The organism is Sinomonas atrocyanea (assembly GCF_030811715.1).
Taxonomy (GTDB): Bacteria; Actinomycetota; Actinomycetes; order Actinomycetales; family Micrococcaceae; genus Sinomonas; species Sinomonas atrocyanea_A.
Genome location: NZ_JAUSRH010000011.1, coordinates 62555 through 86178 on the forward strand (window position 1 = coordinate 62555; position 23624 = coordinate 86178).

The 23624-nt window shown below is 72.3% G+C and carries 18 protein-coding genes; 10 read left to right on the top strand and 8 right to left on the bottom strand.

Going from position 1 to position 23624, the window contains the following annotated elements:
- The first annotated feature begins 193 nt into the window (after positions 1-193).
- The 6 genes from J2W21_RS15470 to J2W21_RS15495 all read left to right on the top strand — a co-directional run bounded on the left by J2W21_RS15470 (position 194) and on the right by J2W21_RS15495 (position 6491).
- A complete protein-coding gene (locus J2W21_RS15470) occupies positions 194-883 on the top strand; it encodes a hypothetical protein (RefSeq protein WP_307115403.1) in 690 nt (229 codons plus the stop codon).
- Positions 880-1599: a tyrosine-protein phosphatase gene (locus J2W21_RS15475; RefSeq protein ID WP_307115404.1), complete on the top strand. Its 720-nt coding sequence runs from the start codon at positions 880-882 to the stop codon at positions 1597-1599. The genes J2W21_RS15470 and J2W21_RS15475 overlap by 4 nt, the downstream gene beginning before the upstream one ends.
- A gap of 45 nt (positions 1600-1644) precedes the next feature.
- Positions 1645-2235, top strand: coding sequence for a GNAT family N-acetyltransferase (locus tag J2W21_RS15480; protein WP_307115405.1), 591 nt, complete (start codon positions 1645-1647; stop codon positions 2233-2235).
- A gap of 125 nt (positions 2236-2360) precedes the next feature.
- Entirely contained in the window at positions 2361-4487 is a 2127-nt protein-coding gene (gene paaZ, locus J2W21_RS15485) for a phenylacetic acid degradation bifunctional protein PaaZ (RefSeq protein WP_307115406.1), read from the top strand.
- A 118-nt stretch (positions 4488-4605) separates the two neighbouring features.
- Positions 4606-4971: a VOC family protein gene (locus tag J2W21_RS15490; RefSeq protein ID WP_307115407.1), complete on the top strand. Its 366-nt coding sequence runs from the start codon at positions 4606-4608 to the stop codon at positions 4969-4971.
- 110 nt (positions 4972-5081) lie between these two features.
- Positions 5082-6491 carry a CoA transferase gene (locus J2W21_RS15495; RefSeq protein WP_307115408.1) on the top strand — a complete coding sequence of 470 codons (1410 nt, stop codon included), beginning with the start codon at positions 5082-5084 and terminating at the stop codon, positions 6489-6491.
- 6 nt (positions 6492-6497) lie between these two features.
- On the opposite strand, the gene J2W21_RS15500 is transcribed toward J2W21_RS15495, so the two are convergent.
- Complete coding sequence (locus tag J2W21_RS15500) at positions 6498-9047, bottom strand: HAD-IC family P-type ATPase (protein ID WP_307115409.1); 2550 nt, start codon at positions 9045-9047, stop codon at positions 6498-6500.
- A 9-nt stretch (positions 9048-9056) separates the two neighbouring features.
- Complete coding sequence (locus J2W21_RS15505; RefSeq protein WP_307115410.1) at positions 9057-10154, bottom strand: lactonase family protein; 1098 nt, start codon at positions 10152-10154, stop codon at positions 9057-9059.
- A 132-nt stretch (positions 10155-10286) separates the two neighbouring features.
- Here J2W21_RS15505 and J2W21_RS15510 point away from each other — a divergent pair, with 132 nt between their 5' ends.
- Genes J2W21_RS15510 through J2W21_RS15520 form a run of 3 tightly spaced genes read left to right on the top strand, consistent with a single transcriptional unit; the run spans position 10287 to position 14401 of the window.
- Positions 10287-11150 (top strand): TetR/AcrR family transcriptional regulator, encoded by an 864-nt coding sequence (locus J2W21_RS15510; protein ID WP_307115411.1) that lies wholly within the window; start codon positions 10287-10289, stop codon positions 11148-11150.
- A 51-nt stretch (positions 11151-11201) separates the two neighbouring features.
- Complete coding sequence (locus tag J2W21_RS15515) at positions 11202-13211, top strand: PTS mannitol transporter subunit IICBA (protein ID WP_307115412.1); 2010 nt, start codon at positions 11202-11204, stop codon at positions 13209-13211.
- Positions 13208-14401, top strand: a complete 1194-nt coding sequence (locus J2W21_RS15520) for a mannitol-1-phosphate 5-dehydrogenase (RefSeq protein ID WP_307115413.1) — start codon at positions 13208-13210, stop codon at positions 14399-14401. Before J2W21_RS15515 ends, J2W21_RS15520 begins: the two co-directional genes overlap by 4 nt.
- Before the next feature lie 156 nt (positions 14402-14557).
- Here the strand turns inward: J2W21_RS15520 and J2W21_RS15525 are convergent, their stop codons facing one another.
- The 6 genes from J2W21_RS15525 to J2W21_RS15550 form a co-directional block, all read right to left on the bottom strand.
- On the bottom strand, positions 14558-15706 hold the full coding sequence (locus J2W21_RS15525) for a PQQ-dependent sugar dehydrogenase (RefSeq protein ID WP_307115414.1): 1149 nt from the start codon (positions 15704-15706) through the stop codon (positions 14558-14560).
- Between the two features lie 170 nt (positions 15707-15876).
- A complete protein-coding gene (locus tag J2W21_RS15530) occupies positions 15877-16701 on the bottom strand; it encodes a DUF427 domain-containing protein (RefSeq protein WP_307115415.1) in 825 nt (274 codons plus the stop codon).
- A 93-nt stretch (positions 16702-16794) separates the two neighbouring features.
- Positions 16795-18498: a phospholipase C gene (locus J2W21_RS15535; protein WP_307115416.1), complete on the bottom strand. Its 1704-nt coding sequence runs from the start codon at positions 18496-18498 to the stop codon at positions 16795-16797.
- Between the two features lie 155 nt (positions 18499-18653).
- Complete coding sequence (locus J2W21_RS15540; protein WP_307115417.1) at positions 18654-19283, bottom strand: TetR/AcrR family transcriptional regulator; 630 nt, start codon at positions 19281-19283, stop codon at positions 18654-18656.
- A 65-nt stretch (positions 19284-19348) separates the two neighbouring features.
- Positions 19349-20623: a phenylacetate--CoA ligase PaaK gene (gene paaK, locus J2W21_RS15545; protein ID WP_307115463.1), complete on the bottom strand. Its 1275-nt coding sequence runs from the start codon at positions 20621-20623 to the stop codon at positions 19349-19351.
- A 195-nt stretch (positions 20624-20818) separates the two neighbouring features.
- Positions 20819-21280 carry a hotdog fold thioesterase gene (locus J2W21_RS15550; protein WP_307115418.1) on the bottom strand — a complete coding sequence of 154 codons (462 nt, stop codon included), beginning with the start codon at positions 21278-21280 and terminating at the stop codon, positions 20819-20821.
- Positions 21281-21450: 170 nt separating this feature from the next.
- Here J2W21_RS15550 and pta point away from each other — a divergent pair, with 170 nt between their 5' ends.
- Positions 21451-23571 (top strand): phosphate acetyltransferase, encoded by a 2121-nt coding sequence (gene pta, locus J2W21_RS15555; protein ID WP_307115419.1) that lies wholly within the window; start codon positions 21451-21453, stop codon positions 23569-23571.
- The last annotated feature ends 53 nt before the right edge of the window (positions 23572-23624 follow it).

The window sequence follows — 23624 nt, forward strand, 5'->3', positions numbered from 1 at the left end:
GTCGGGTTGAGGAGCCACGTCCGTCGCCATGAGGAGCCACGTCCGTCGGGTTGAGGAGCCACGTCCGTCGCCATGAGGAGCCACACCCGTCGAGGCGACTCCTCGACGCGACGTGACTGACTCCTCGAGGGCACGGACATGGCTCCTTGAGGGAACGTAGGTGACTCCTCAGCGACTGGGGGAGGATGGTTCCGTGAGCGCCGAGACCCCCACTGGTCCAGCCGCCGTCCCGGGCATCCCGGCACCGGGCGGTCTGCGGTTCTTCCTGCCCTGGCTCGGATGGGTCGCGCTCGGGGAGTTCGCCGGCTTCCTCGTGCCGATGTCCGCTGAGGCCCTGATCGTGGCGTCCGGCCTGGGCGACCTGCCCGGGGCGGGGCTGCTCGTGGTGGCCGGCGCGGGCGAGGGCGCGATCCTCGGCGCTGTCCAAGGCTGGCGGCTGTCCCGCGCACTGCCGCGTCTGGCCCGCGGACGCTTCACGGGCCTCACCGCCGCCGCCGCGGCCCTCGCCTGGGCCTTCGGGATGCTCCCGGTCGTCACCGTCGGGCTCTGGATCGAGTGGCCGGTCGCGCTCACGGCCGTCCTCGGGCTCGTGGTGGGCCTGGCCCTCCTGGCAAGCATCGGTGTTGGCCAGTCGTTCGAGCTGCGCCGCCACCTGACCGGCGGCGGCTGGATCTGGGTGCTCGCCACCGCGGCGGCGTGGTGCGCAGGGCTTGCCGCCTTCTTCTCGATTGCCCCGCCGCTGTGGACCGAGGGGCAGTCGCTGCCGCTCGTGCTCGGGATCGGGGCGCTCGGGGCGGCGGCGATGGCCTTGTCCATGGCCGCCATCACCGGTTGGGCCGCGACCTCCCTCCTGCGGCGGACCGGCGCCGGGAGGGCAGCGTGAGCGGCGCCGTCGCCTGGGAGGGCGCCGTCAACGCCCGGCGCGTCCTCGGCGCTGTCTACCGGATGGGCCGGCGCGAGTGGCTCACCGAGCGCGGCTGGCGGCAGATGCACGACGACGGCATCCGCACCGTCATCGACCTGCGGAACCCCGACGAGCAGCGCCGCCGCCCCACCGATCCCGAAGTGCGGCCCGAGGCCATGGCGGGGATAACAGTCGTGAACACCCCGACCGAGGACCCCGCCCACCCCGAGCATGCCGCGCAGTTCGCCGCCGAGCTCATCCCCTACCTGAACCACCCCAAGGGCTACCCGGGCACGGTGCGGCTCTTCCCGGACCTGATCGCCGCCGTGTTCCGCGCGATCGCCGAGGCACCTGCCGGTGTGGTGCTGCACTGCTCCGCCGGCCGCGACCGCACAGGCCTGATCGTCACCATGCTGCTGCAGCTCGCGGACCCGGCCGTGGCCCCAGAGGCCGTCGCCACGCAGTACGAGGCCAGCGTCCGAGGCATCAACGAATGGCACCGGATCAGCCCGGTGAAGCATCCCTACGAGCGCTGGCACGACGACGCCGAGCTGGCTCCCATGCTCGCCGAGCGGCAGGAGGCCCTCGCCGCGTTCGCCGCGGAGCTCGACGTCGAGCGCTTCCTCCTCGACCACGGCCTCACCCGCGCAGAGCTCGCCGCCGTCAGGGCCAAGCTGGCAGAATCCGCCGCCTGAGGCGGCCACCACGACCCCCGGCGGCGCCCCCGGTATCCTCGGCGCATGCCCTTCCTCGAACCCGTGACGCTGCGCGGCCGCCTCGTGACCCTGGAACCGCTCTCCCAGGGCCACCGCGAGGAGCTCGAGGACGCGGTCCGGGACGGGGAGCTGTGGCGCCTCTGGTACACGTCCGTCCCGCGGCCCGAGGGAATGGGCGCCGAGATCGAGCGGCGGCTCGCGCTGCGCGAGGCCGGCTCGATGCTCCCGTTCGCCGCCCGCCGCGCCTCCGACGGCCGCATCATCGGGATGACCACGTACATGAACGCCGATGCCGCGAACCGCCGCGTGGAGATCGGCTCGACCTGGAACGCGGCGAGCACCCACGGTTCGGGCACCAATGCGGAGTCCAAGCTCCTGCTGCTGGGCCACGCGTTCGAGACGCTCGGCTGCATCGCGGTCGAGTTCCGCACGCACTGGATGAACCGGCAGTCCCGCGCGGCGATCGAGCGGCTCGGGGCGAAGCAGGACGGCGTGCTCCGCAGCCACCAGCTGATGCCCGACGGGTCGCTGCGGGACACCGTGGTCTATTCGGTCATCGCCGCCGAGTGGCCGATGGTCCGCAACGGGCTCGAGCTCCGCCTCGGCCGGCGCTGACCCGGCCGCCTGCATCGGCACCCTCGTGCGCTCCGGGCCCTTCCGTGTATTCTGGTCCCATTACCGAACGGCCGGTCAGTAATTTCTGCCGGCGCGCAGGCCCCCATCGGAAGGACCCGTCGACGATGACCACTGCCACCGAGACCGCAGCCCCAGATTCGACACGCGTCGCCGTGGTCCCCAGCTACATCCGCGACGGCTGGTGGACTCCAGACGAGACCGGCAGGGCCGCCGAGGTGCGCGATGCCAGCACCGGCGAGCTGCTCGCCGTCGTGAGCGCGGACGGACTCGACCTCGGCGCGATGGTGGAGCACGGCCGGACCGTGGGCCAGGCCGAGCTCGGCCGGCTCACCATCCACGAGCGCGCCCTCAAGCTCAAGGAGCTCGCGCAGTTCCTCAACGGCCACCGCGACGAGCTCTACGAGCTCTCCTACAAGACCGGCGCCACGAAGATCGACTCGATGGTGGACATCGACGGCGGCATCGGCGTGCTCTTCACGTTCGGCTCGAAGGGCCGGCGCGAGCTGCCCAACAGCAACGTGATCGTGGACGGCCCCATGGAGGTCCTCTCCAAGGACGGCTCGTTCGCCGGCGAGCACATCTACACCCGCATCCCGGGCGTGGCCGTGCAGATCAACGCGTTCAACTTCCCCGTGTGGGGCATGCTCGAGAAGTTCGCCCCCGCGTTCGTCGCGGGCGTGCCCACGATCGTCAAGCCCGCCACCCCGACCGGGTACGTGACCGAGGCGATGGTCCGGCTCATGGTCGACTCCGGGATCCTCCCGGCCGGCTCGATCCAGCTCATCTCCGGCTCTGCCCGCACGCTCCTGGACGAGCTCGACTACCGCGACATGGTCTCCTTCACCGGCTCGGCGGCCACCGCGAACCTCCTCAAGTCCCACCCGAACGTGGTCCACGGCGGCGTGCGCTTCACGTCCGAGACGGACTCGCTCAACGCCGCGATCCTCGGCCCCGACGCCGTGCCCGGCACCCCGGAATTCGACGCCTTCGTCAAGTCCGTGGTGACCGAGATGACCGTCAAGGCAGGCCAGAAGTGCACGGCGGTGCGCCGCAGCATCGTCCCGGCGGAGCTCGTGGACGACGTCGTCGCCGCCATCGGCGCGCGGGTGACGGAGCGCGTCGTGGTCGGCGACCCGCGGGCCGAGGGCGTCACGATGGGCGCCCTCGCCTCGGTCGAGCAGCTCAAGGACGTCCGCGGTGCGGTCGAGTCCCTCGTCGCCGCCGGCGGCCGGATCGCGTTCGGCTCGCTCGATGCCCCCGAGGTCGTCACCGCGAGCGGCGAGAAGGCCGTGGCCGAGGGCGGTGCGTTCATGTCGCCGGTGGTCCTGACCTGGGACGACGTCGAGGCCCCGGCCCTGCACGGCACGGAGGCGTTCGGCCCCGTCTCCTCGGTGGTCGGCTACTCCTCGCTCGACGAGGCGATCCGCCTCGCCGCCCTCGGCGCCGGCTCTCTCGTCGCCTCGGTCTGCACCAACGATCCCGAGACGGCCCGCACGCTCGTGACCGGCATTGCCGCGCACCACGGCCGCGTGCTCATGCTCAACCGCGAGGACGCCAGGACCTCGACCGGCCACGGCTCCCCGGTCCCGCACCTCGTCCACGGCGGCCCCGGCCGCGCCGGCGGCGGCGAGGAGCTCGGCGGCATCCGCTCGGTCAAGCACCACATGCAGCGCACCGCGATCCAGGGCTCGCCCAACATGCTCACTGCCGTCACGGGCGTGTGGCACACCGGGGCGGACCGCAACCTCGCCGACCCCGCGGACCCCTCGACCCACCCGTTCCGCAAGTCCCTCGCCGAGCTCCGCGTGGGCGACGCCATGCGGTCCGAGCTGCGGCAGATCACCCTCGAGGACATCGCCAAGTTCGCCGCCGAGACCGGCGACACGTTCTACGCCCACATGGACGACGAGGCCGCCCGCGCGGCCGGCGTGTTCCCCGGCATCGTGGCGCACGGCTACCTGCTCGTCAGCTGGGCCGCCGGGCTGTTCGTCTCGCCCGAGCCCGGCCCGGTGCTGCTGAACTACGGCCTGGACAACCTGCGCTTCCTCCAGCCCGTCCCCGCGGGCGACTCGATCCGCGTGACCCTCACGGCCAAGCAGATCACCCCGCGCGTCACCGACGAGTACGGCGAGGTGCGCTGGGACGCCGTCCTGACCAACCAGGACGACGAGCTGATCGCGAACTACGACGTGCTCACCCTGGTCGAGAAGGAGTGGCCGAGGAAGGCCTGATCCGTCGCAGAGGGCGGGGTCCATACCCCGCCCTCCGGGCTTAAACTGGCCGCGTCAGTTCCCCTCGTGGAGGTGTGCCATGACGCTGGCAACAAGACCGGCAACCACAATCCTGACCGTGGCCGACGAGGCCCGCGCGAAGGACTTCTACGAGGGAGCGCTGGGGCTCCCTGTCCGCGGCAAGGACCCGACCGGGATGATGATCCTGGGTCTGGACGGATCCGCATCGCTGGGCCTGATGGTGGACGCCAACGCCCTCCATACCGGCCACACCGCCCTGACGTTCGAGGTCGACGACCTCGAGGGCTCCATGGCGGAACTCGAGGGGCACGGCGTGCACTTCGAGGACTACGACCTCCCCAACCTCAAGACGGACGATCACCACATCTTCTCCATGGCCGGCGAGCGCGCCTGCTGGTTCGCGGATCCGGATGGGAACATCCTCTGCCTGCACGAGGGCGGCACGGTCGAGTACAACATGTAGCGCTGCTGCAGCGCACGACGGCGGCGGGCCGGGTCTCGTACCCGGCCCGCCGTCGCGTCCGCGGCCGGCCGCCCGTTGCGTCCGCCGCGGGCCGTGAGCAGTCTGGACCTATGCAGACAGAGCACGGGCTCCTCGAACTCCGCCGTCATCTCGACCCGGTCCTGGGCACTGCCCACGCTGCACCCGCCGACTGGTGGACCGGGCCGCGCCGGTGGTGGGGCGGGCCGTTCGACGTCGAGGGGCTCGCGCTCGGATCGCTCGGCGCCCTCATCGCGGCCCTCGACGCCCTGGCCGCTGCGGGGGCCGAAGCCCGGGGCGACGCCGGAAGCGCGCGGCGCGTGACGACGTCGTCCGCGCTCGCCGCGGCCTCCTTCGACTCGATCCGGCACCTGCGCGTGGGCGGCGCGCCCCCGGACATCTGGGCGCCCATGTCCGGATTCCGCCGCGCCCGCGACGGCTGGGTCCGGCTGCACGCGAACTATCCGCACCACGCCCGGCGGCTGCTGGAGGCGCTCGGGCTCGACCGGCCCGAACAGCTCGACGGCGCGGTGCTCGAGCGCACGGCGCACGAGGTCGAGGACGCGGTGCGGGGCGCAGGGGGAGTGGCCGCGGCGGTGCGGACACGCCAGGAATGGCAGGAATCCCCGATGGGGCGGGCCGCGGGGGCCGAGCCCTGGATCCGGTGGTCGCTCGAGGACGCCCCGGTCCGGGGCGTGCCCGCGGCCGGACCGGGCGGCCTGCCGCTCGCGGGAGTCCGGGTCCTCGACCTCACCCGCGTCATCGCCGGGCCCAGTGCGACCAGGCTCCTCGGCGCCCTCGGCGCCGACGTCCTGCGCGTCGACCCGCCGCAGCACCCCGAGCTCCTCGACGCGCACCTCGACACCGGCTTCGCCAAGCGCAGCGCCGTCGCGGACCTGCGCGACCCGTTCCAGCTCGGCCGCGTCCGGGAACTGGCCGGCGCGGCGGACGTCGTGTTCCTCGGCTACCGGCAGGCCGCCCTCGCACGGTTCGGGCTCGACGCCGCGGCCCTCCGCGACACCTTCGCGCACCTCGCCGTGGTGACGCTGAACGCGTGGGGCTGGGGGAGCCCCTGGGCGGATGCCCGCGGCTTCGACAGCATCGTCCAGGCGGCGTGCGGGATCGCGCACCTCTGCGGGTCCCCTCGCGAGGGGCGCCCGGATGAGGACGCGTGGCGGCCGGGCGCGCTCCCGGTGCAGGCCCTCGACCACGCCACCGGGATGGGCATGGCCGCCGCCGCCGTCGCCCTGCTCGCGGCGCGCCGGCGGGGGATCGCCGGCAGCGCCCGGCTGAGCCTGGCGGCGACAGCAGAGGAACTGCTCCGGGCGCAGCGGCCGGCCGCGTCGGCGCAGGCCGCGGACCTGCCGGCGGAGGCCCTGCGCTGCGACTCCACCTACGGCGTCCTGGACTTCGTCGCGCCGCCGCTGCTCCTGGGGGGCGCGCAGCTGGAGTACCCCTACCCGCCGCAGGAGTACGGGGTGGCGCCGCTGGCGTGGGCCTGACCGCCCTCAGCCCGCGGCCGGGCGGGCCCGCCGCAGCCAGCCGTCGACCCACCACGCGAGCTCGACGAGCACGATCCCGACCCCGGCGCAGGCCAGCGCGGTCCACGTGTGGCCTGCGTTGCCCGGGTCGAGCTCGAACAGCGCGCGCGTGAGCGGCAGGGCGAACATCGCGAACGAGGCGGCCATCATGACCGCCACGAGCAGCACCTTCCACCACGCGTACGGCCGGGCGACGATCGCGAGCACCCAGAGCGCGATCGCGATGAGCGTGATGAGAGCCGACGTGCTGGCCTGCACCTGGGTGGCGCCGCCGCTGGCCACCGCGGGGCGGACCAGCAGATAGCACGTGAACGAGGCCCCCGCGATGACCATGCCGGCAGGGATCGCCATCCGCATGACCCTGCCCACGAACCCCGGGCGCGCGCGGTCGTGGTTCGGTGCAAGGGAGAGGACGAACGCCGGAAGCCCGATCGTGAACCAGCCGGTGATGGTCACGTGCCGGGGCAGGAAGGGGTAGGGCAGGGCCTCGAGGCCGACCAGCCCCGGCACGCCCACCAGGAGCGCGAGCAGGACCGAGTAGACCGTCTTGGTCAGGAACAGGTTCGCGACCCGCTCGATGTTCCCGATCACCCGCCGGCCCTCGCCGACCACGTGGGGGAGCGTCGCGAACCTGTTGTCGAGGAGCACGATCTGCGCGACCGCCCGCGCCGCCGGGCTGCCCGCCCCCATCGCGACGCCGATGTCCGCATCCTTGAGCGCGAGCACGTCGTTGACGCCGTCGCCGGTCATGGCCACGGTGTGCCCGCGGGACTGGAGGGCCCGGACCATGCCGCGCTTCTGTGCCGGGCTGACCCGGCCGAACACGGTGCGCTCCTCGAGCGCGCCGGCGAGGGCGTCCCCGTCCTCGGGGAGGGTGCGCGCGTCGACGGGCGCGTCCGCGCCGGGCAGCGAGAGCTGGCCGGCCACGGCCCCGACCGAGGCGGCGTTGTCGCCGGAGATGACCTTGACCGTGACGTGCTGGGCTCCGAAGTAGTCGAGGGTGGGCCGCACGTCCTCGCGCACCTTCTGCTCGAGCACCACGAGCGCCGCGGGCTCGAGCCCGCGGACGACGTCGTCCGGCCGGGTTCCGTCCGCGGCGTCGCCTCCGGCCGGGGGAACCGCCGCTGGGGGCTGGGCTGGCTCGAGGGGCTGCGCGGGCTCGGGGAGCCGCGCGGGCTCGAGGGGCTGCGCTGGCTCGGGGAGCCGCGCCGCGCGGGCCAGCAGGAGCACCCGCAGCCCCCGCGCCCCGATCTCCTCGGCCTCGGCCCGCGCAGGCGAGGCGGCGGGGAGCAGGACATCCGGGGCCCCGAGCAGCCATGCCCCGTGGCCCTCGAACGCGACGCCGCCGTACTTCCGGGCGGACGAGAACGGCAGGGTCTGGGCCGCTGCCCAGCCGGGGGAATCCGGGAACGCGTCCCGGATCGCCTGCATGCTCGCGTTCGGGCGCGGGTCTGCGGCGGCGAGTGCCGCGAGGGCGAGCCGATGCTCCGGAAGGTGCGGGCCGCCGTCGTGCGCCTCCGCCGAGGCCCCCGCGAGGCCGCGCACCTCGGCGAGCTCCATCGCGTTCTCCGTCAGTGTGCCGGTCTTGTCCGCGCAGACCACGTCGACGCGGGCCAGCCCCTCGATGGCCGGCAGCTCGTTGACGAGGCAGTTGCGGCGCCCGAGCCGCACGACGCCCACGGCGAACGCGATGGTGGTCATGAGGATGAGCCCCTCGGGGACCATGGGCACGAGGGCCGCGACCATGCCGCGGAGCGCGTCCGGCAGCGCCTGCTGGCCCGTGAGCTGGTTGTACACCGAGAGGAGGCCCGCGGGCACGAGCAGCCACGTGATGACCTTGAGGATCGTGTTGATGCCGCTGCGCAGCTCGGAGTCGACGAGGGTGAACTTGCTCGCCTCGGCCTCGAGCTGGGCGGCGTACGCCTCCCGGCCCACCTTCGTGGCCCGGTACCCACCGGTGCCGGAGGAGACGTAGGAGCCCGAGAGGACCGGGCTGCCCGGCGCCTTCGGGATCGGGTCGGCCTCCCCGGTGAGCAGGGACTCGTCGAGCTCGAGGCCGTCCGCCCAGAGCACCTCGCCGTCCACGACCGCCTGGTCGCCGGGCCCGAGCTCGATCACGTCATCGAGCACGATCCCGTGCGGCGGCAGCTGCACGGTGGTGCCGTCCCGGCGGACGTGGGGGTGGGCCTGGCCGACGATCGCGAGCCGGTCCAGGGTGCGCTTGGCGCGCAGCTCCTGGACGATGCCCACGATCGAGTTGGCCACGATGAGGCCGGCGAACAGCCCGTCCAGCAGGTGGCCGGTGGTGAAGATGATCGCGGCAAGCACCGCGAAGATCGCGTTGATGCGGGTGAGGACGTTCGCGCGGACGATCTCCCACGTGCTGCGGCCCGGGCGCGGCGGGACATCGTTCGTGGCGCCCGCCGCGACCCGCTCGGCGACCTCCTCGGCACTCAGGCCCCGGACGGGCGCGGGGATGCGTCCCGCGGACGGCCCGGCAGTGGTCCCCTCACCCATGGTCCAACACTAGTCGGCGAGCGCGGGCCTCCAGCATTCGATCCACAGCGGGCCCGCCGCGGTCTGTGCGCGGCCCGCGGGGTCGAGCCGGCCGTCCGCTCCGATGGCGTAGGACGTGATGTGGCCGGACCTCTCTCCGCAGGCCAGGAGCCACCCGCCGGAGGGGTCGAGCCCGATCCCGCGCGGCTGGGCCTCCGTCTCGGTCCGCCGCAGGAAGGACAGGCGGCCGTCGTGCCCCACCGCGAAAGCGGCGATCGTGCTCGTGGAGCGCTCGGTCGCGTAGACGAAGCGCTCGTCCGGGGTCAGGCGGATGTCCGCGCACCACACCACTCCGGGGCCCGGGTCAGGGGTCTCCGGCGAGCGGATCGGGCCCGGCTCGAGGCCGAGGCCCTCCACCGCGGAGATCCGCTGCAGCAGCTCGAGCGCGCCCGTGCCGGCGTCGCGGGCGTACACGTCCACGGTGCCGGTGCGCTCGTGGCTCACGTACACCCGGCGGCCGTCCGCGCTGTGGCGCAGGAAGCGGGGACCCGAGCCCGGCGCGGCGTCCACGTGGCCTGCCGGGCGGGCCACCGCGCCGCCGGAGGCGGGCCCGGCGTTTCCTGCGACGGCCTCGATCGGGAACCACGAGATGCGGTCCGCTCCGAGCGAGGCCGCGTAGACGAAGCGGCCGTCCGGGCTCGGGACGGCCGAGTGGGTGTTGGGCCCCGAGCGGTACTCCGTGATCGGGCCCGCGCTGCCGTCCGGGCCCGGGCTGCCGCCGGGGCCCGGGACCGCGTAGGACGCCATGAGCCCCTCGTGGTAGGAGGCGCTGAAGATCACGCGGCGGTCGGGCCGCAGCGACAGGAAGCACGTCGTGGCGGGGACCTCGCGGACTGCCTCCGGCGAGGCAGCGCCGCTCGCGGGATCCAGCGTCAGGGCCACCGTGCGCCGCGGCTCCCCGTTGACCCCGGCGTAGAGCGTTCCCGCCGGGTCGAGGGTGAGGGCCGTGACCTTGGGCAGTCCCTCCGTGCGCGAGACGTGCTCGAGCTGGCCGGTCAGCGGGTCGAGGGACAGCGTGTCGACGGCGCCGCCGCCGGCGCAGGCGAGGAAGACGAACGTGGGGGCCATGGCTCCTGCTCCTGATTCAGAGGCTGATTCCGGCGGGCGGGCTGCGCGCTGGCGACCACGGTAGCAAGCGGGCATGGCGCGGATCACAGGCACCTCTTGTATAGCGCTGCTATATCGGCTACCGTAGCGGCCATGCGCAAGGGGGCGGTCGAGGTGGCCGGAGACGCTGCGGCGGACGGGCTGCAGCAGCGTGCCGCCATACCCTCGCCCCGGGAGCGGATCCTCCGGGCGGCCATGGAGCTCGTAGCCACCTCCGAGGGGAACACCGTCTCCACGCGCCAGATCACCGAGAGGGCGGGGGTCACCGCGCCCACGCTCTACCACCACTTCGGGGACAAGGACGGCCTCATGGAAGCGGTGGTCGCCCGCGGCTTCGAGGAGTTCATCCGAAGCGAAGGCAGCATCGAGCGCACGGATGCGCCCATCGAGGACGTCAAACGGCTCTGGGACGTGCACGTGCAGTTCGGGGTGACCCATGCCCAGCTGTACCTGCTCATGTTCGGCAATGCCGGACCAAGCCGCCGCCCAGGGGTAGTGGTGGAGGCCGAACGGCTCCTCGAGGCCGAGCTCACGAGGCTCGCCCTCGCCGGGCAGCTCGCCGTCCGTCCCGTCGAGGCGGCGCGCGCCGTCCTCGCCTCCAACATCGGGGTGACCCTCATGCTCATCGCGGACGCCGGAGCAGGGGCCGGGGACGTCTCCCCGGCGGCCGCCGAGCCGCTCGCCACGTCCGCCCTGTCCGTGCAGACCCGGGACGCCGTGCTGCGCTCGGTGCTCACGGACCCCACCCTCGTTGACACCCCCCGCGCGGGAGCGCCGGCCGGCCAGGACGGACAGCCGAGCTATGTGGCTGCAGCCATCGCCCTCAATGCCACGCTCCAGTCCTCGCACCCGGACCAGCTGTCCGGCACCGAGATGAAGCTCTTCCTCGAATGGCTCCACCGGCTCTCGAGCGCGCCCGCCGCGCCGCCGGGGCCCCGGACCGACCGGACGAGCTGACCCCGATCCCAGCAGCCGCGTGCTGCGTCCTGAACAGAAAGCAGGATCACCATGTCGACCACAGCAGCGCCGTCGCGACTGCACACGGCCCGGGCCGGGGTGCAGAAGTTCGGCACGTTCCTCTCGGGCATGATCATGCCCAACATCGGCGCCTTCATCGCCTGGGGCCTCATCACCGCCCTGTTCATCGAGAAGGGCTTCATCCCGGTCCCCGAGCTGGGCGGCTTCGGCGCCGGCCCGGACGGCAAGCCCTACACGGGCCTCGTGGGCCCGATGATCACCTACCTCCTTCCGCTCCTCATTGCCTACACCGGCGGCAAGATGGTCTACGACGTGCGCGGCGGCGTGGTCGGGGCCATCGGGACCATGGGCGTGATCGTGGGTGCCGGCATCCCGATGTTCATCGGCGCCATGATCATGGGCCCCCTCGGCGGCTGGACCATGAAGAAGATCGATGCGATCTGGGACGGGAAGATCCGCCCCGGGTTCGAGATGCTGGTCAACAACTTCGCGGCCGGCATCTGGGGAGCCCTCCTGGCACTCCTGGGCTTCTTCGGCATCGCGCCCCTGGTCCAGGCCTTCAGCACGGCCGCGGGCAACGTCGTGCAGTTCCTCGTCAACAATGGGATCCTGCCGCTCACCTCGATCCTCATCGAGCCGGCGAAGGTCCTCTTCCTCAACAACGCCATCAACCACGGCGTACTCACCCCGCTCGGCACCCAGCAGTCCCTCGAGCAGGGCAAGTCGATCCTGTTCCTCCTCGAGGCGAACCCCGGCCCCGGGCTCGGGGTCCTGCTCGCGTACATGTTCTTCGGCCGCGGCGCGGCCAAGGCCTCGGCCCCCGGTGCGGCGCTCATCCACTTCATCGGCGGCATCCACGAGATCTACTTCCCGTACGTGCTCATGAAGCCGATCCTCATCCTCGCCACGATCGGCGGCGGCATGACCGGCATCGCCACGCTCGCGGTCACGCACTCGGGACTCGTCGCCCCAGCGGCCCCTGGCTCGATCATCGCCGTGCTCGCGCAGACCGCGAGGGACAGCTACTTCGGCGTGATCCTGTCGGTGATCCTCGCGTGTGCCGTCTCGTTCGTCATCGCCTCGGTCATCCTGCGCGCGTCGAAGGACAGGGGCGAGGGCGACCTGGCGGCCGCCACGTCCCAGATGGAGAGCATGAAGGGCCGGAAGTCGATGGCCTCGAGCCTGCTCGGCGCCGGCGGCGGCGTTGCGACCGCGACCGAGATCAAGAAGATCGTCTTCGCCTGCGACGCCGGCATGGGCTCCTCCGCCATGGGCGCCTCGGTGCTGCGCAACAAGATCCGGGCCGCGGGCCACAAGGACGTCACGGTGGTCAACCAGGCGATCGCGAACCTCACCGACACCTACGACATGGTTGTGGTCCACCAGGATCTGGCCCTCAGGGCGGAGGAGAAGACCCCGAGCGCGCAGATCGTCACGGTCGACAACTTCATGGGCAGCCCGAAGTACGACGAGATCGTGGACCTGCTCAACGAGCAGGACGCCACCGAGGACGTGCCGTTCGATGGCGTCGCCGGCAAGACCGAGCCGCCCTCGGAGTCCGAAGCTGCGGCCTCCCACGTCCCGGTGCCGCACCGCCACGCGGAGACGCCGAACGTGCTGCGCCGAGAATCGATCGTCCTCACCGGCTCGGTCGCGGACATGGCCGGGGCCATCGACGAGGCCGGCAGGCTCCTCAAGGAGGCGGGCGCCGTCGACGACGCCTACGTCGCCTCGATGCACGAGCGCGAGACCTCGGTCTCCACCTACATGGGCAACTTCCTCGCCATCCCGCACGGGACGAACGAGGCCAAGGACCACATCCAGGCCTCGGCCGTGACGTTCGTCCGCTACGACGAGCCGGTCGACTGGAAGGGCAAGCCCGTGAAGTTCGTCGTCGGGATCGCCGGCAAGGGCAAGGAGCACCTCGGCATCCTCGCCAAGATCGCCAAGGTCTTCGGCGACAAGGAGCAGGTGGCCCGTCTCGAGTCGGCGACCACGGCTGACGAGGTCCTGGACATCTTCGGAAAGGTGAACGCGTGAGCGAGGCAGCGACAGGAGCCCGGGGGACGGCGGTCCACTTCGGTGCCGGGAACATCGGCCGCGGCTTCGTGGGGCTGCTGCTCCACAACGCCGGCTACCGGCTCGTGTTCGCCGACGTCGCGGCACCCCTCATCGACGCGATCAACGCCACCCCCTCGTACACCGTGCACGAGGTGGGCGAGGGCGGCGTCGACCACGTGGTGGACGGCTACGCGGCGGTGAACTCGGCTACCAACGAGGCCGAGCTCGTCGACCGGATCGCCGAGGCGGAGATCGTCACCACGGCGGTAGGCCCGAACATCCTCAAGTTCGTCGCCCCGGCGATTGCCCGCGGCATCGCCGCGCGGCCGGCCGGCGCGGGCCCGCTCGCCGTGATGGCCTGCGAGAACGCGATCAACGCCACGGACATCCTCGAGGCGGAGATCCGTGCCGCCGCGGCGGGGGAGGGGCTCGACGACGCCGCGGTGGATGCGCGCGCCGTGTTCGCCAACACGGCCGTGGACCGCATCGTGCCGACCCAGGACCCCTCCGGCGGGCTCGACGTGCGCGTCGAGCCGTACTTCGAGTGGGCGATCGAGCAGGAGCCCTTCGGCGACACCGTGCCCGAGATCCCGGGCGTCACATGGGTGGACTCGCTCGGGCCGTACATCGAGCGCAAGCTGTTCACCGTCAACACCGGGCACGCCTCCGCCGCGTACTTCGGACGGCGCGCCGGGGCCGAGAAGATCTCGGACGCCCTGGCCATGCCCGAGGTCCGGGCCAAGGTCGAAGCCGTCCTCGCCGAGACCAAGGCCCTGCTCGTGGCCAAGTACGGCTTCGCGCCCGAGCAGCAGCAGGCATACGTGGAGAAGATCCTGGGCCGGTTCGCCAACCCGGAGCTGCCGGACCCGGTGGAGCGCGTGGGCCGGGCGCCGCTGCGCAAGCTGTCCCGGCACGAGCGGTTCGTCGGCCCAGCCGCCGAGCTCGCCGAGCGCGGGATGCCGGCCGACGCCCTCCTGGAGGCCATGGGCGCCGCCCTCGCCTTCGACGCCGCCGACGACGAGGAGGCCCAGCGACTCCAGGCCATGCTCGCCGGCGAGTCCACGGACGAGGTCCTCGTCGAGGAGATCACGGGCCTGGCCGCGGGCCACCCGCTCCACCCTGCGGTCGCGGCGCGGGTCAAGGAGGCCAGGGCCGCACAGCCCGACTGAGCGCCCTGCCCCCACCCGTTGAGGGGTCATGTCCACACGTTGAGGGGTCATGTCCACACGTTGAGGGGTCATGTCCCTAGGCCGTTGCCGCGGGGTTCGCGGGGACATGACCCCACAACCTTGGGACATGACCCCACAACACAGGGACATGACCCCTCACGGGATGGCGACGGCGAGGATGCGCGAGCTCGTGCCCTCGTTCGTCGCGATCCACAGCTCCCGCCGTCCCGGGGCCCGGACCACGTCGCGGAGCCGCCCGTACTGGCCCCTGAAGTATTCGGCCGCGCCGGGCAGCGTCCCGCCGGTTGGCACGGGCGAGCCCGGGGCGGGGAGGGGGAGCCGCCACAGGCGCTCGCCCCGCAGGCAGGCGACGTACGCGGCGTCGTCCACGATGGCGAGAGCGCTCGGCGACGCGTCCGCCGTATTCGGCCAGACATGGACGGCGGGGACGCTGCCGTTGGCGCTCCTGGCCCCCGTCACAGCCGGCCAGCCGTACTGGGCACCCGGGGTGAGCAGGTTCAGCTCGTCGTCGCGGTCGGGCCCCAGCTCGCTGGCCCAGAGCCGCCCGCCCGAGTCCCACGCGAGGCCCTGCACGTTGCGGTGGCCGTAGGTGTAGACGCGGGTCCCGAACGGGTTCCCCGGCGCCGGCGAGCCGTCGAGCGCCACGCGCAGGACCTTCCCGCCGAGGCTGCCGAGGTCCTGGGAGTTGGGCTGGCGGGTCGCGTCCCCGGTGCCGATGTAGAGCAGCCCGTCCGGGCCCACCTTGATCCGGCCGCCGTTGTGGAACGTCCCCGCGGGGATCCCGTCCACGAGCACGCGCTCGCCCCCAAGCGCGGTGCCGTCCCAGCGCAGCGCCACGACCCGGTTGCCGCTTCCCGCCGTGCAGTACGCGAAGACGGTGGCGTCCTCGGCGAACGTGGGCGAGAGCTCGAGGCCGAGGAGGCCGCCCTCGCTCGTGTCGGTCCGGACGGCGATGCGACCGGCCTCGCGGGGCGCGCCGCCGCCCGCGGGCACGTGGAGGATGCGGCCCGTGCCGCGCTCGGACACGAGCGCCGAGCCGCCGGGAAGGAACGCGATCGACCACGGCGTGTCCAGCCCGCCGGCAACCGTTCCCGTGACGCGCAGCGCGGGTGCGGCGCTCGGGCTGGGAGCGGGCCCTGGGGCCGGCGGGCCAGAGGAGGGCGGGGCCGAGGAGGAGGGTGGGGCAGTGGACGACGGCGTGCACGCGCCGAGCGCTGCGGCCGCGCCGGACGCTGTGCCCGCCAGTGCGAGCGCCAGGAAGGCCCGGCGCGAACTCAGCGGCATGTCCGCGCGCCCTCCGGTGCCCGCGCCCGCCCGAAGGTGGGCTCATGGAGGAGGGCAGAGAAAAACCTGCATCGCGCCATTGAGATGCAGGTCACGCTTTCGAGTGTAGGCAGGCCCGGACGGCGCACACAAGTTCTCCCGGGAAAAAGATGCATCAGGTCTGCCGATTATCAGGACCACGCGCTGCGCGGCCGTGCAGGCACGGCGCCGTCCAGCTCGACGTCGACCCTCTCGTCGAAGAAGGCCACCAGGCCGTGGATCTGGGCCATCTCCGGGAAGCTGGGCGTCGTGGCCCCGTAGCTCCAGGCCACCGGCCGCGCCTCGGCCAGGCCCGGGGCCGTCCAGTACTCCGCGACGCCCTTGTACGGGCAGACTGTCCGCAGGGGGTCCTCGGCGAGCCGGTCCCAGTGGACGTCCTCGCGGCGGAAGTACGTCCGCGGGGGCAGCTGCCCCTCGAACAGGCGCACGGTCTCGCTCGACTCGGCGAGGACCACGCCGTCGAGCAGGACGCGCGCGTGGGCGCGGCTGGCCCGCATGTCGATCCGGCTGAACGGGTCCCTCGCGTGGCCGATCACCGGCTCGTCCTCCTCGAACCAGGCGAACGCGTCCGTGTCGAAGGCGACATACCCCGCCAGATCGGGGTCGGCGAGCCGGAACGCCGCTCCCGGCAGCCTGATCCCGCCGACGACGACGGCCATCGGCTCGCCGTCGGCCGTGTGCGACGAGAACGGGGCCGGCGAGCTCGGCGGCCCGGAGGCCTCCGGCGCCTCCGGAACCCCCACGGGGGCCGCGCCGAGCGGCTCGAGGTGCGCCACGACGTCGTCCGCCGGCACCGCATGGAGCGGCAGGTGCCGGCCCGGCTCCCAGAGCACGACGGCGCGCCGCGAGTCGAGCACGAGGACGTCGCCGAGGCGCGCCCGCAGCCGCTTGGGGGTGGGTTCGTAGCGGAGTTGGGGGAGGAGCCTCTTGAGCTCGCGGGAAATCCTGATGGCCATAGGGCAAGCGTGGCCTGCGGCGCCGGGGATGGCAACGGGGCCCCCGGCGCGCTGCGCGCCGAAGGCCCCGTCCAGATCAGGCAGCGCCCTGGCTCAGCGGCAGGAGCCGCCCTGGCCGAGGTGCCGGCCCTCGTTGCCGGAGCAGTACGCGCCCGGGACCACCGATCCGCTCGACGGATCGAGGATCAGGCCGTCCCGGCGGGGCTGGGCGTCGAAGTTGAACATGCCCGCCAGCGACCCCGCCGTGGCGTCGAAGGAGCCGTCGCCGAGCCGGCCGAGGCCCCAGTTGTCCTCGATGAAGCGCAGGATCGAGGACTGCTGGGTCTGGGCGTGGTCCACGAAGTTGCTCTTCGCGTAGGGGGAGACCACGAGCAGCGGCAGGCGCTGGCCGGGCCCGCAGCGGTCCTGGTAGCCGCCGAGGATCGGCGTGCCGGCCGCGGCGGCGTTCTGGCACCAGGCGGCGTCGTTCGCCGGGTCGTTGGAGGCGTTCTTCACCTGGGCCGCGACGTGGTCGTACCAGCCGTCGGAGTCGTCGTAGGCGAGGACCACGGCGGTCGAGTCCCAGTTCTTCGACTTCTGGATCGCGTTGATCTCGTTCACCACGAACTGCTGCTCGTCGATCGGGTCCGAGTAGCCGGCGTGCCCGTCCTGGTACATCGGCGCCTTGAGGAAGGAGACCGCGGGCAGGCTGTCCGTGTTCACGACCTTGTCGAAGTCGGTCATGTCGTACTGGTGGTTCGCCGGGCCGCCGTGGCCGATCTCGGCGTCGTTCGCGGGGGCGACGTGGTGAGGGTTCGCGGTGGAGGCGTAGTACTGGAACGGCTCGTGGTGCGGGCTGTAGTCGATCGAGGAGACCCCGGCCACGGACGTGTGCTTCGTGGTGCACTGGGCGTAGTCCGTGCCCTTGATCGTCGCGGTGCCCTGGGGGCGGAAGCCGCCCTGGAACCAGCCCCACGAGACGTCCTTAGAGTTGAGGAGGTCGCCCACGTTGGTGCCCTGCATGGCGGCGAGGGCATTGGACTTGGAGTGGCTGCCGTCGGAGCAGTCGTCGAAGGCAGGGTCGGGATCGCCCGTGACCGTCCCCACGCCCTGCGTGTTCGGCGACTTGACGGTGTACGCGTCGGGGGCGGACGTCTGCTGGCCGGTGAACGGGTCCACGCTCACCACGCCGTGCGTCTGGCCCGAGACCAGGTTCAGCGCGCCCGGGGTCGAGGGGCCGAACTCGTCGTCGTAGCTGTTGTCGCTCATCGCGAAGTGCTGGGCGTAGTTCCACAGGCCCGTCACCGTGTTGCCGTCGTAGTAGCCCATCGTGAGGCCGTTCCGGCCGTACAGCGGCGCGCTGCAGGCGTCCGTGCTCGTGTACTGGACGAACTTGTCCATGAGGCCGCCGTTGTACGCCTGCTGCTCGGGCTTGTAGGCGTGGTCCTGGTCGCAGGTGCCGGCCTGGGCCGGGCCGAGGCGGAAAGGCTGCACCGAGTTCGGGTTGTGCGGCGCGAGCAGGCCGGCGCTGGCGAGGGTGTTGACGTTCTTCGGCGTGTTCGGCGCGGCGGTGAAGGACGACGCCGTGGCCCCGGTTCCCTGGACCTTCTCGCCGGGGGCGTTGGCGGCCTTCGGGTACGTCGCGAAGTAGTGGTCGAACGAGACGTTCTCGCCGAAGATGACGACGACGTGCTTGATGGGCGTGGAGGTCGTGGACGCGGCCTGGGCGGGCACGGCGGCGGCGACGCCTCCTGCCGCCGCGGCGGCGAGCGCCACGGCGCTCGTGGCGGCCGCGGCGCGGATGCTGAACTTGGGCATGGGCTGTGACTTTCTCACGGTGGATGGTGGCCCCGGACGGTGCGAGTGGTTCCCCGCACCGACCCTAGGGCCACGGTCCGCGAGAAGTTCCCGGTTTGGCCGGGGCTTCCCCATCAGTTCAGCAAGTGTTCATCCCTCCGCGCGGAGGGACCGCGTCAGCTGCGCGTGTGCAGCCCGTCGAAGAGGACGGCCACGACGTCGTCGGCGAGCTTCGCGGGGGTGAGCGAGCCGCCGGGGCGGTACCACTCGACGATCGAGTTGATCGTGCCGAACAGCAGGCGGGACGCCGTGCGCGGGTCGATGTCCGTCCGGATGCTGCCCTCGGCCCGGGCCTCGGCAATGAGCTCGGCGACCTTGCGGTCGAAGCTGCGGCGGCGCTCCAGGGCTGCCCGCTCGGTCTCCGTGTTCCCGCGCAGGCGCAGCAGGAGCGTGACGAAGGGCAGCCGCTCCGTGAGCACGCGCACGGTCGAGCGGACCACGAACTCGAGGCGCTCCTCGGCCCGGCCCGTCTGCGACTCCGGGGCCTCCCACACGGATTCGAGCCCGCCGAGGGCCTGCTCGAGCGCGAGTGAGAGGAGGTCCTCCTTCGAGGGCACATGGTGGTAGATCGCGGACTTCGAGATCCCCAGGTTCTCGGCGAGGATGCCCATGCTCGTCGCGTCGTAGCCGTGCCGGTTGAAGACCTCCACCGCGACGTTGAGCACCGTCTGCTGGTCGTAGCCGGGGCGGCCCCGGCGGCCCGTGGTCGAGGGGGCGCCGGAGTCGGTGATGGGTGCTGAAGGCATGGGATCCAGTCTAGGGAAGGGAACGGGGCCGCCGGCTGCACCGGCGGCCCCGTCGGGAAGGGATGTCAGGCCTGCTTCTCGCGCAGGTCGTAGATGCGGCGGAGCTTGCCGTTGGAACGCTCGAGCGAGCCGGGCTCCACGACGTCGATCCGGCACGAGGAGCCGATGTGGATCTTGATCTGCTGGCGCAGCGAGGCGCCGGCGGCGTCGCGCTGGTCCGGCGTGGTGCCCTCGCGCGGCTCGATCTTGACGGTGAGCTCGTCCATGCGGCGCCCCTCGGGGCGGGTGAGGACGAGCTGGAAGTGCGGGCTGAGCTCGGGGATCCGCAGGGCGATCTCCTCGATCTGCGAGGGGAACAGGTTCACGCCGCGCAGGATGATCATGTCGTCCGTGCGGCCCGAGATGCGGCCCATGCGGCGGTGGCCCGGGCGGGCGGTGCCCGGCAGCAGGGTCGAGAGGTCCTTGGTGCGGTACCGGATGATCGGCAGGGCCTGCTTGGTCAGGGAGGTGAAGACGAGCTCGCCGGTCTCGCCGTCGGACTTGGTCTTGGTCAGGTCGAACGGGTCGACGATCTCGGGGCGGAAGTGGTCCTCCCAGATGTGCGAGCCGTCCTGGGTCTCCACGGACTCGCCCGCCACGCCGGGGCCCATGACCTCTGAGAGGCCGTAGATGTCCGAGGCCTTGATGTCGAACATCTCCTCGAGCTCGGCCCGCATCTCGTTGGTCCACGGCTCGGCGCCGAGCACGGCGTACTTGAGCGAGGTCTTGCGGGGGTCGAGGCCCTTGTGCAGCATCGCGTCGCCGATGGTGAGCAGGTAGGTCGGCGTGCAGCAGATGGCGTCCGGGGCGAAGTCCTCGATGAGCTGGATCTGCTTCTCGGTCTGGCCGCCGGACATGGGGATGACGGTCGCGCCGAGCTTCTCGATGCCCGAGTGCGCGCCGAGGCCGCCGGTGAACAGGCCGTAGCCGTAGGCGTTGTGCACCTTCATCCCGGGGCGCACGCCCGCGGCGCGGAAGCACCGCGCCACGATCGTGGCCCAGGTGTCGAGGTCCTGCTTCGTGTACCCGACCACGGTGGGGCGGCCCGTCGTCCCGGAGGAGGCATGGATGCGGGTGACCTCGTTCATGGGCACCGCGAACATGCCGAAGGGGTACTCCTCGCGGAGGTCCTCCTTGGTGGTGTACGGGAACTTCGCGAGGTCGTCGAGCTCCTGGAGGTCCTCGGGGCGGACCCCTGCCTCGTCGAACTTGCGCGTGTAGTGCGGCACGCGCTCGTAGGCGTACTTGACCGTCTCCTTGAGGCGGGTCAGCTGCAGGGCCTCGATCTGGTCGCGGCTCATCGTCTCCTCGGCGTCGAGGACGGCGGGGCCGAAGGCTGAGGCGGTGGGGGTCTCGGGGGCGGATGCGGTCTGGGTCACTGCGGTGCTCACTTCGTTGTCGGCTGGGGAGGGGCGGGGTCGGTGCGGGGGTGGGTCCGCGGCTCACAGCGGGCGGGCACACGCCGCCGTGCTCTGCCGCCGGGCCGAGGGGCCCGGCTAGCGCTGGGGGATGGTCCGGGACCGGCCGCGGAACTCGACCACGAGGCGGCCCGGGGCCTCCGCCGTGTGGGGGGTGTCCGCGGGGGAGGCGAAGACCTGGATGTCGTAGAGGCCGCTGCGGCCCGCGTGGGCGCGGCGGGCGGCGACGGCGGTGATGAGCTCGCCCTCGTGGGCGGGGGCGAGGAAGTTCACGTCGACGCCGGCGGCGACGGTGATGGTGCTGTGGCCCTCCTCGGGCGTGTGCGGATTGCACGCGAGGGCGAAGGCCGAGTCGGCGATGGCGAACAGCATCCCGCCGTGGGCGATGCCGAAGCCGTTGAGCATCTCCCGCCGCAGCGTCGTGGACACGGTGGCCGTGCCGTCCCCGAGTTCGAGGACGGACAGGCCCATCCATTCCGTCGCGTAGTCGTCCGTGAGGATCGGGTGGGCCAGCGTGTGGGCGGGAGCAGCTTCGCTCATGGGGCACCTTCTCGCAATTCTTTACCGAATGTTCATTAGGTAATCCCATGAACCCCGGACGTGTCAAGGAGCACACTGCCCGGGGACCCGCCCCGGGGAGCCGGGCACGGGCGCCGACGACCTGCAAGACTGGTCCTGACCAGCCCGGCGGCACCCGAACAGGAGCCCACATGTCACGAGGCATCTACGTCAGCGCCACCACCCCGGGATCGGGGAAGTCGCTCATCGCCCTCGGGGTGGCCGAGGCCCTCCACGCACGCACCGGGAGCATCGGGTTCTTCAAGCCGGTGGTGCTCGCGGACGAGCCGAACGAGGACCCCATGGTGGCGCTCATGCGCTCGCGGTTCGACCTCGACCCCGCCGTGTGCCGGGGCGGCCTCTCGGCGCGGGAGGTCCGCCGGCTCCTCGCCGAGGGGCAGCGCGAGGAGATCGACGCGCGCTGCGTCGAGGTCTTCGCCGAGATCGCCGCGCGCGTGGACATCGTCGTCGTGGAGGGCACGGACCTGACCGGCCAGGACTCCGCCGTCGAGTTCGCCCTCAACGCCCGGCTCTCCAACGACCTCGGCTGCCCCATGCTCGCGGTCGTGAGCGGCCGGGAGCGCACCGCGGAGGAGATCGCCGACGCCGTCGACGTGGCGCGCAAGGAGCTCTACGCCGCCCGCTGCAGCCTCCTGGTGATGATGGTCAACCGCGCCGACCCCGAGCAGATGGACGCGATCAGGGCCGCCATCCGGCCCGGCGTGTCCCACCGGCCGGTCTACGTCCTCCCCGAGCTCGTGGAGATCTCCCGGCCCACCACGGGAGAGGTCTCCGGCGCGCTCTCGCTGCGGCAGATCGCCGGGAGCGCCGACATGGAGCGTGAGGTCAGCGGCGTGAAGGTCGCCGCCATGAGCGTGGCCAACTTCATCGGCGCGCTCGAGAACGGCGACCTCGTGATCGTCCCGGGCGACCGGGCCGACGTCATGGTCGGCGCCCTGGCCTCGACGTTCTCGCCCGAGTTCCCGGTGCCCGCGGCGATGATCCTCACGGGCGGGCTCGCGCCCGATGCGCACATCCTGCCGCTGCTCGCGCAGGCGCCGTTCCCGGTCTTCGCCTACGAGGGCGACACCTACCACGCTGCCCGGGGCGTCTCCGAGGTCCGCAGCGAGATCTGGACGGGACACCGCCGCAAGGTCGCCTCGGCCCTGGGCGCGTGGGCCAGGCACGTGGACGACGACGAGCTCGTCGAGCGGCTGAACCTGCCCCGGCCGGACACCATGACGCCCCTGCGCTTCCTGCACGAGCTCATCGGCCGGGCACGCTCCCAGCGCACGCGGATCGTGCTGCCCGAGGGCACGGACGTGCGCATCCTGCGGGCCGCGGACATCCTCCACCGCCGCGACGTGTGCGACCTGACGCTCCTGGGCAACGAGAGCCAGGTCCGTGAGATCGCGGCCGCCAACGGCGTCCCGCTCGAGGGCATCGACGTCGTGGACCCGGCCCTCTCCCCACTGCGCGAGCGCTTCGCCGAGGAGTACGCCAGGCTGCGCGCCCACCGCGGCGTCGACCTCGCCAAGGCCCTCGAGGTCATGCTCGACGTGAGCTACTTCGGCACCATGATGGTCCAGCTCGGGATCGTGGACGGCATGGTCTCGGGCGCCGCCCACACGACCGCCCACACCATCCGGCCCGCGCTCGAGTTCGTCAAGACCAAGCCGGGAGTCAAGATCGTCTCCTCGGTGTTCCTCATGCTCATGGCGGACCGCGTGCTCGTCTACGGGGACTGCGCCGTGAACCCGGAGCCGAACGAGGAACAGCTCGCGGACATCGCGCTGGCCTCGGCGGAGACGGCGGCCCAGTTCGGCGTCGAGCCCCGGGTGGCGATGCTCTCCTACTCGACCGGGCTCTCGGGCTCCGGGGAGGCCGTGGACAAGGTCCGCCGCGCCACCGAGCTCGTCCGGGCCCACCGCCCGGACCTCGCCGTCGAGGGCCCCATCCAGTACGACGCCGCAGTGGACGCCTCGATCGCGGCCTCGAAGCTGCCCGGGTCCGACGTCGCCGGGCAGGCGACGGTGTTCATCTTCCCGGACCTCAACACCGGCAACAACACCTACAAGGCGGTCCAGCAATCCTCGGGGGCCGTCGCCGTCGGCCCCGTCCTGCAGGGGCTGCGCAAGCCCGTCAACGACCTCTCCCGCGGCTGCACCGTGGAGGACATCGTCAACACTGTCGCCATCACCGCCATCCAGGCCCAGAGCGTCCGGGCGGTCCAGCCCGCCGCCCAGTCCGCAGAGGCCAGCCGGTCCGTCTAGACCCGGCCAGTCCGTCCAGACCCAGCCAGTCCAGACCCAGCCCAAGGAGTCCC

What these genes read in the sequence shown, in the direction of transcription:
- J2W21_RS15480 (WP_307115405.1), top strand. Translation starts at nt 1,645, where the DNA reads ATGCCCTTCCTCGAACCCGTGACGCTGCGCGGCCGCCTCGTGACCCTG.
- paaZ (WP_307115406.1), top strand. Translation starts at nt 2,361, where the DNA reads ATGACCACTGCCACCGAGACCGCAGCCCCAGATTCGACACGCGTCGCC.
- J2W21_RS15495 (WP_307115408.1), top strand. Translation starts at nt 5,082, where the DNA reads ATGCAGACAGAGCACGGGCTCCTCGAACTCCGCCGTCATCTCGACCCG.
- J2W21_RS15500 (WP_307115409.1), bottom strand. Translation starts at nt 9,047, where the DNA reads ATGGGTGAGGGGACCACTGCCGGGCCGTCCGCGGGACGCATCCCCGCG.
- J2W21_RS15505 (WP_307115410.1), bottom strand. Translation starts at nt 10,154, where the DNA reads ATGGCCCCCACGTTCGTCTTCCTCGCCTGCGCCGGCGGCGGCGCCGTC.
- J2W21_RS15510 (WP_307115411.1), top strand. Translation starts at nt 10,287, where the DNA reads ATGCGCAAGGGGGCGGTCGAGGTGGCCGGAGACGCTGCGGCGGACGGG.
- J2W21_RS15515 (WP_307115412.1), top strand. Translation starts at nt 11,202, where the DNA reads ATGTCGACCACAGCAGCGCCGTCGCGACTGCACACGGCCCGGGCCGGG.
- J2W21_RS15525 (WP_307115414.1), bottom strand. Translation starts at nt 15,706, where the DNA reads ATGCCGCTGAGTTCGCGCCGGGCCTTCCTGGCGCTCGCACTGGCGGGC.
- J2W21_RS15530 (WP_307115415.1), bottom strand. Translation starts at nt 16,701, where the DNA reads ATGGCCATCAGGATTTCCCGCGAGCTCAAGAGGCTCCTCCCCCAACTC.
- J2W21_RS15535 (WP_307115416.1), bottom strand. Translation starts at nt 18,498, where the DNA reads ATGCCCAAGTTCAGCATCCGCGCCGCGGCCGCCACGAGCGCCGTGGCG.
- J2W21_RS15540 (WP_307115417.1), bottom strand. Translation starts at nt 19,283, where the DNA reads ATGCCTTCAGCACCCATCACCGACTCCGGCGCCCCCTCGACCACGGGC.
- paaK (WP_307115463.1), bottom strand. Translation starts at nt 20,623, where the DNA reads ATGAGCCGCGACCAGATCGAGGCCCTGCAGCTGACCCGCCTCAAGGAG.
- J2W21_RS15550 (WP_307115418.1), bottom strand. Translation starts at nt 21,280, where the DNA reads ATGAGCGAAGCTGCTCCCGCCCACACGCTGGCCCACCCGATCCTCACG.
- pta (WP_307115419.1), top strand. Translation starts at nt 21,451, where the DNA reads ATGTCACGAGGCATCTACGTCAGCGCCACCACCCCGGGATCGGGGAAG.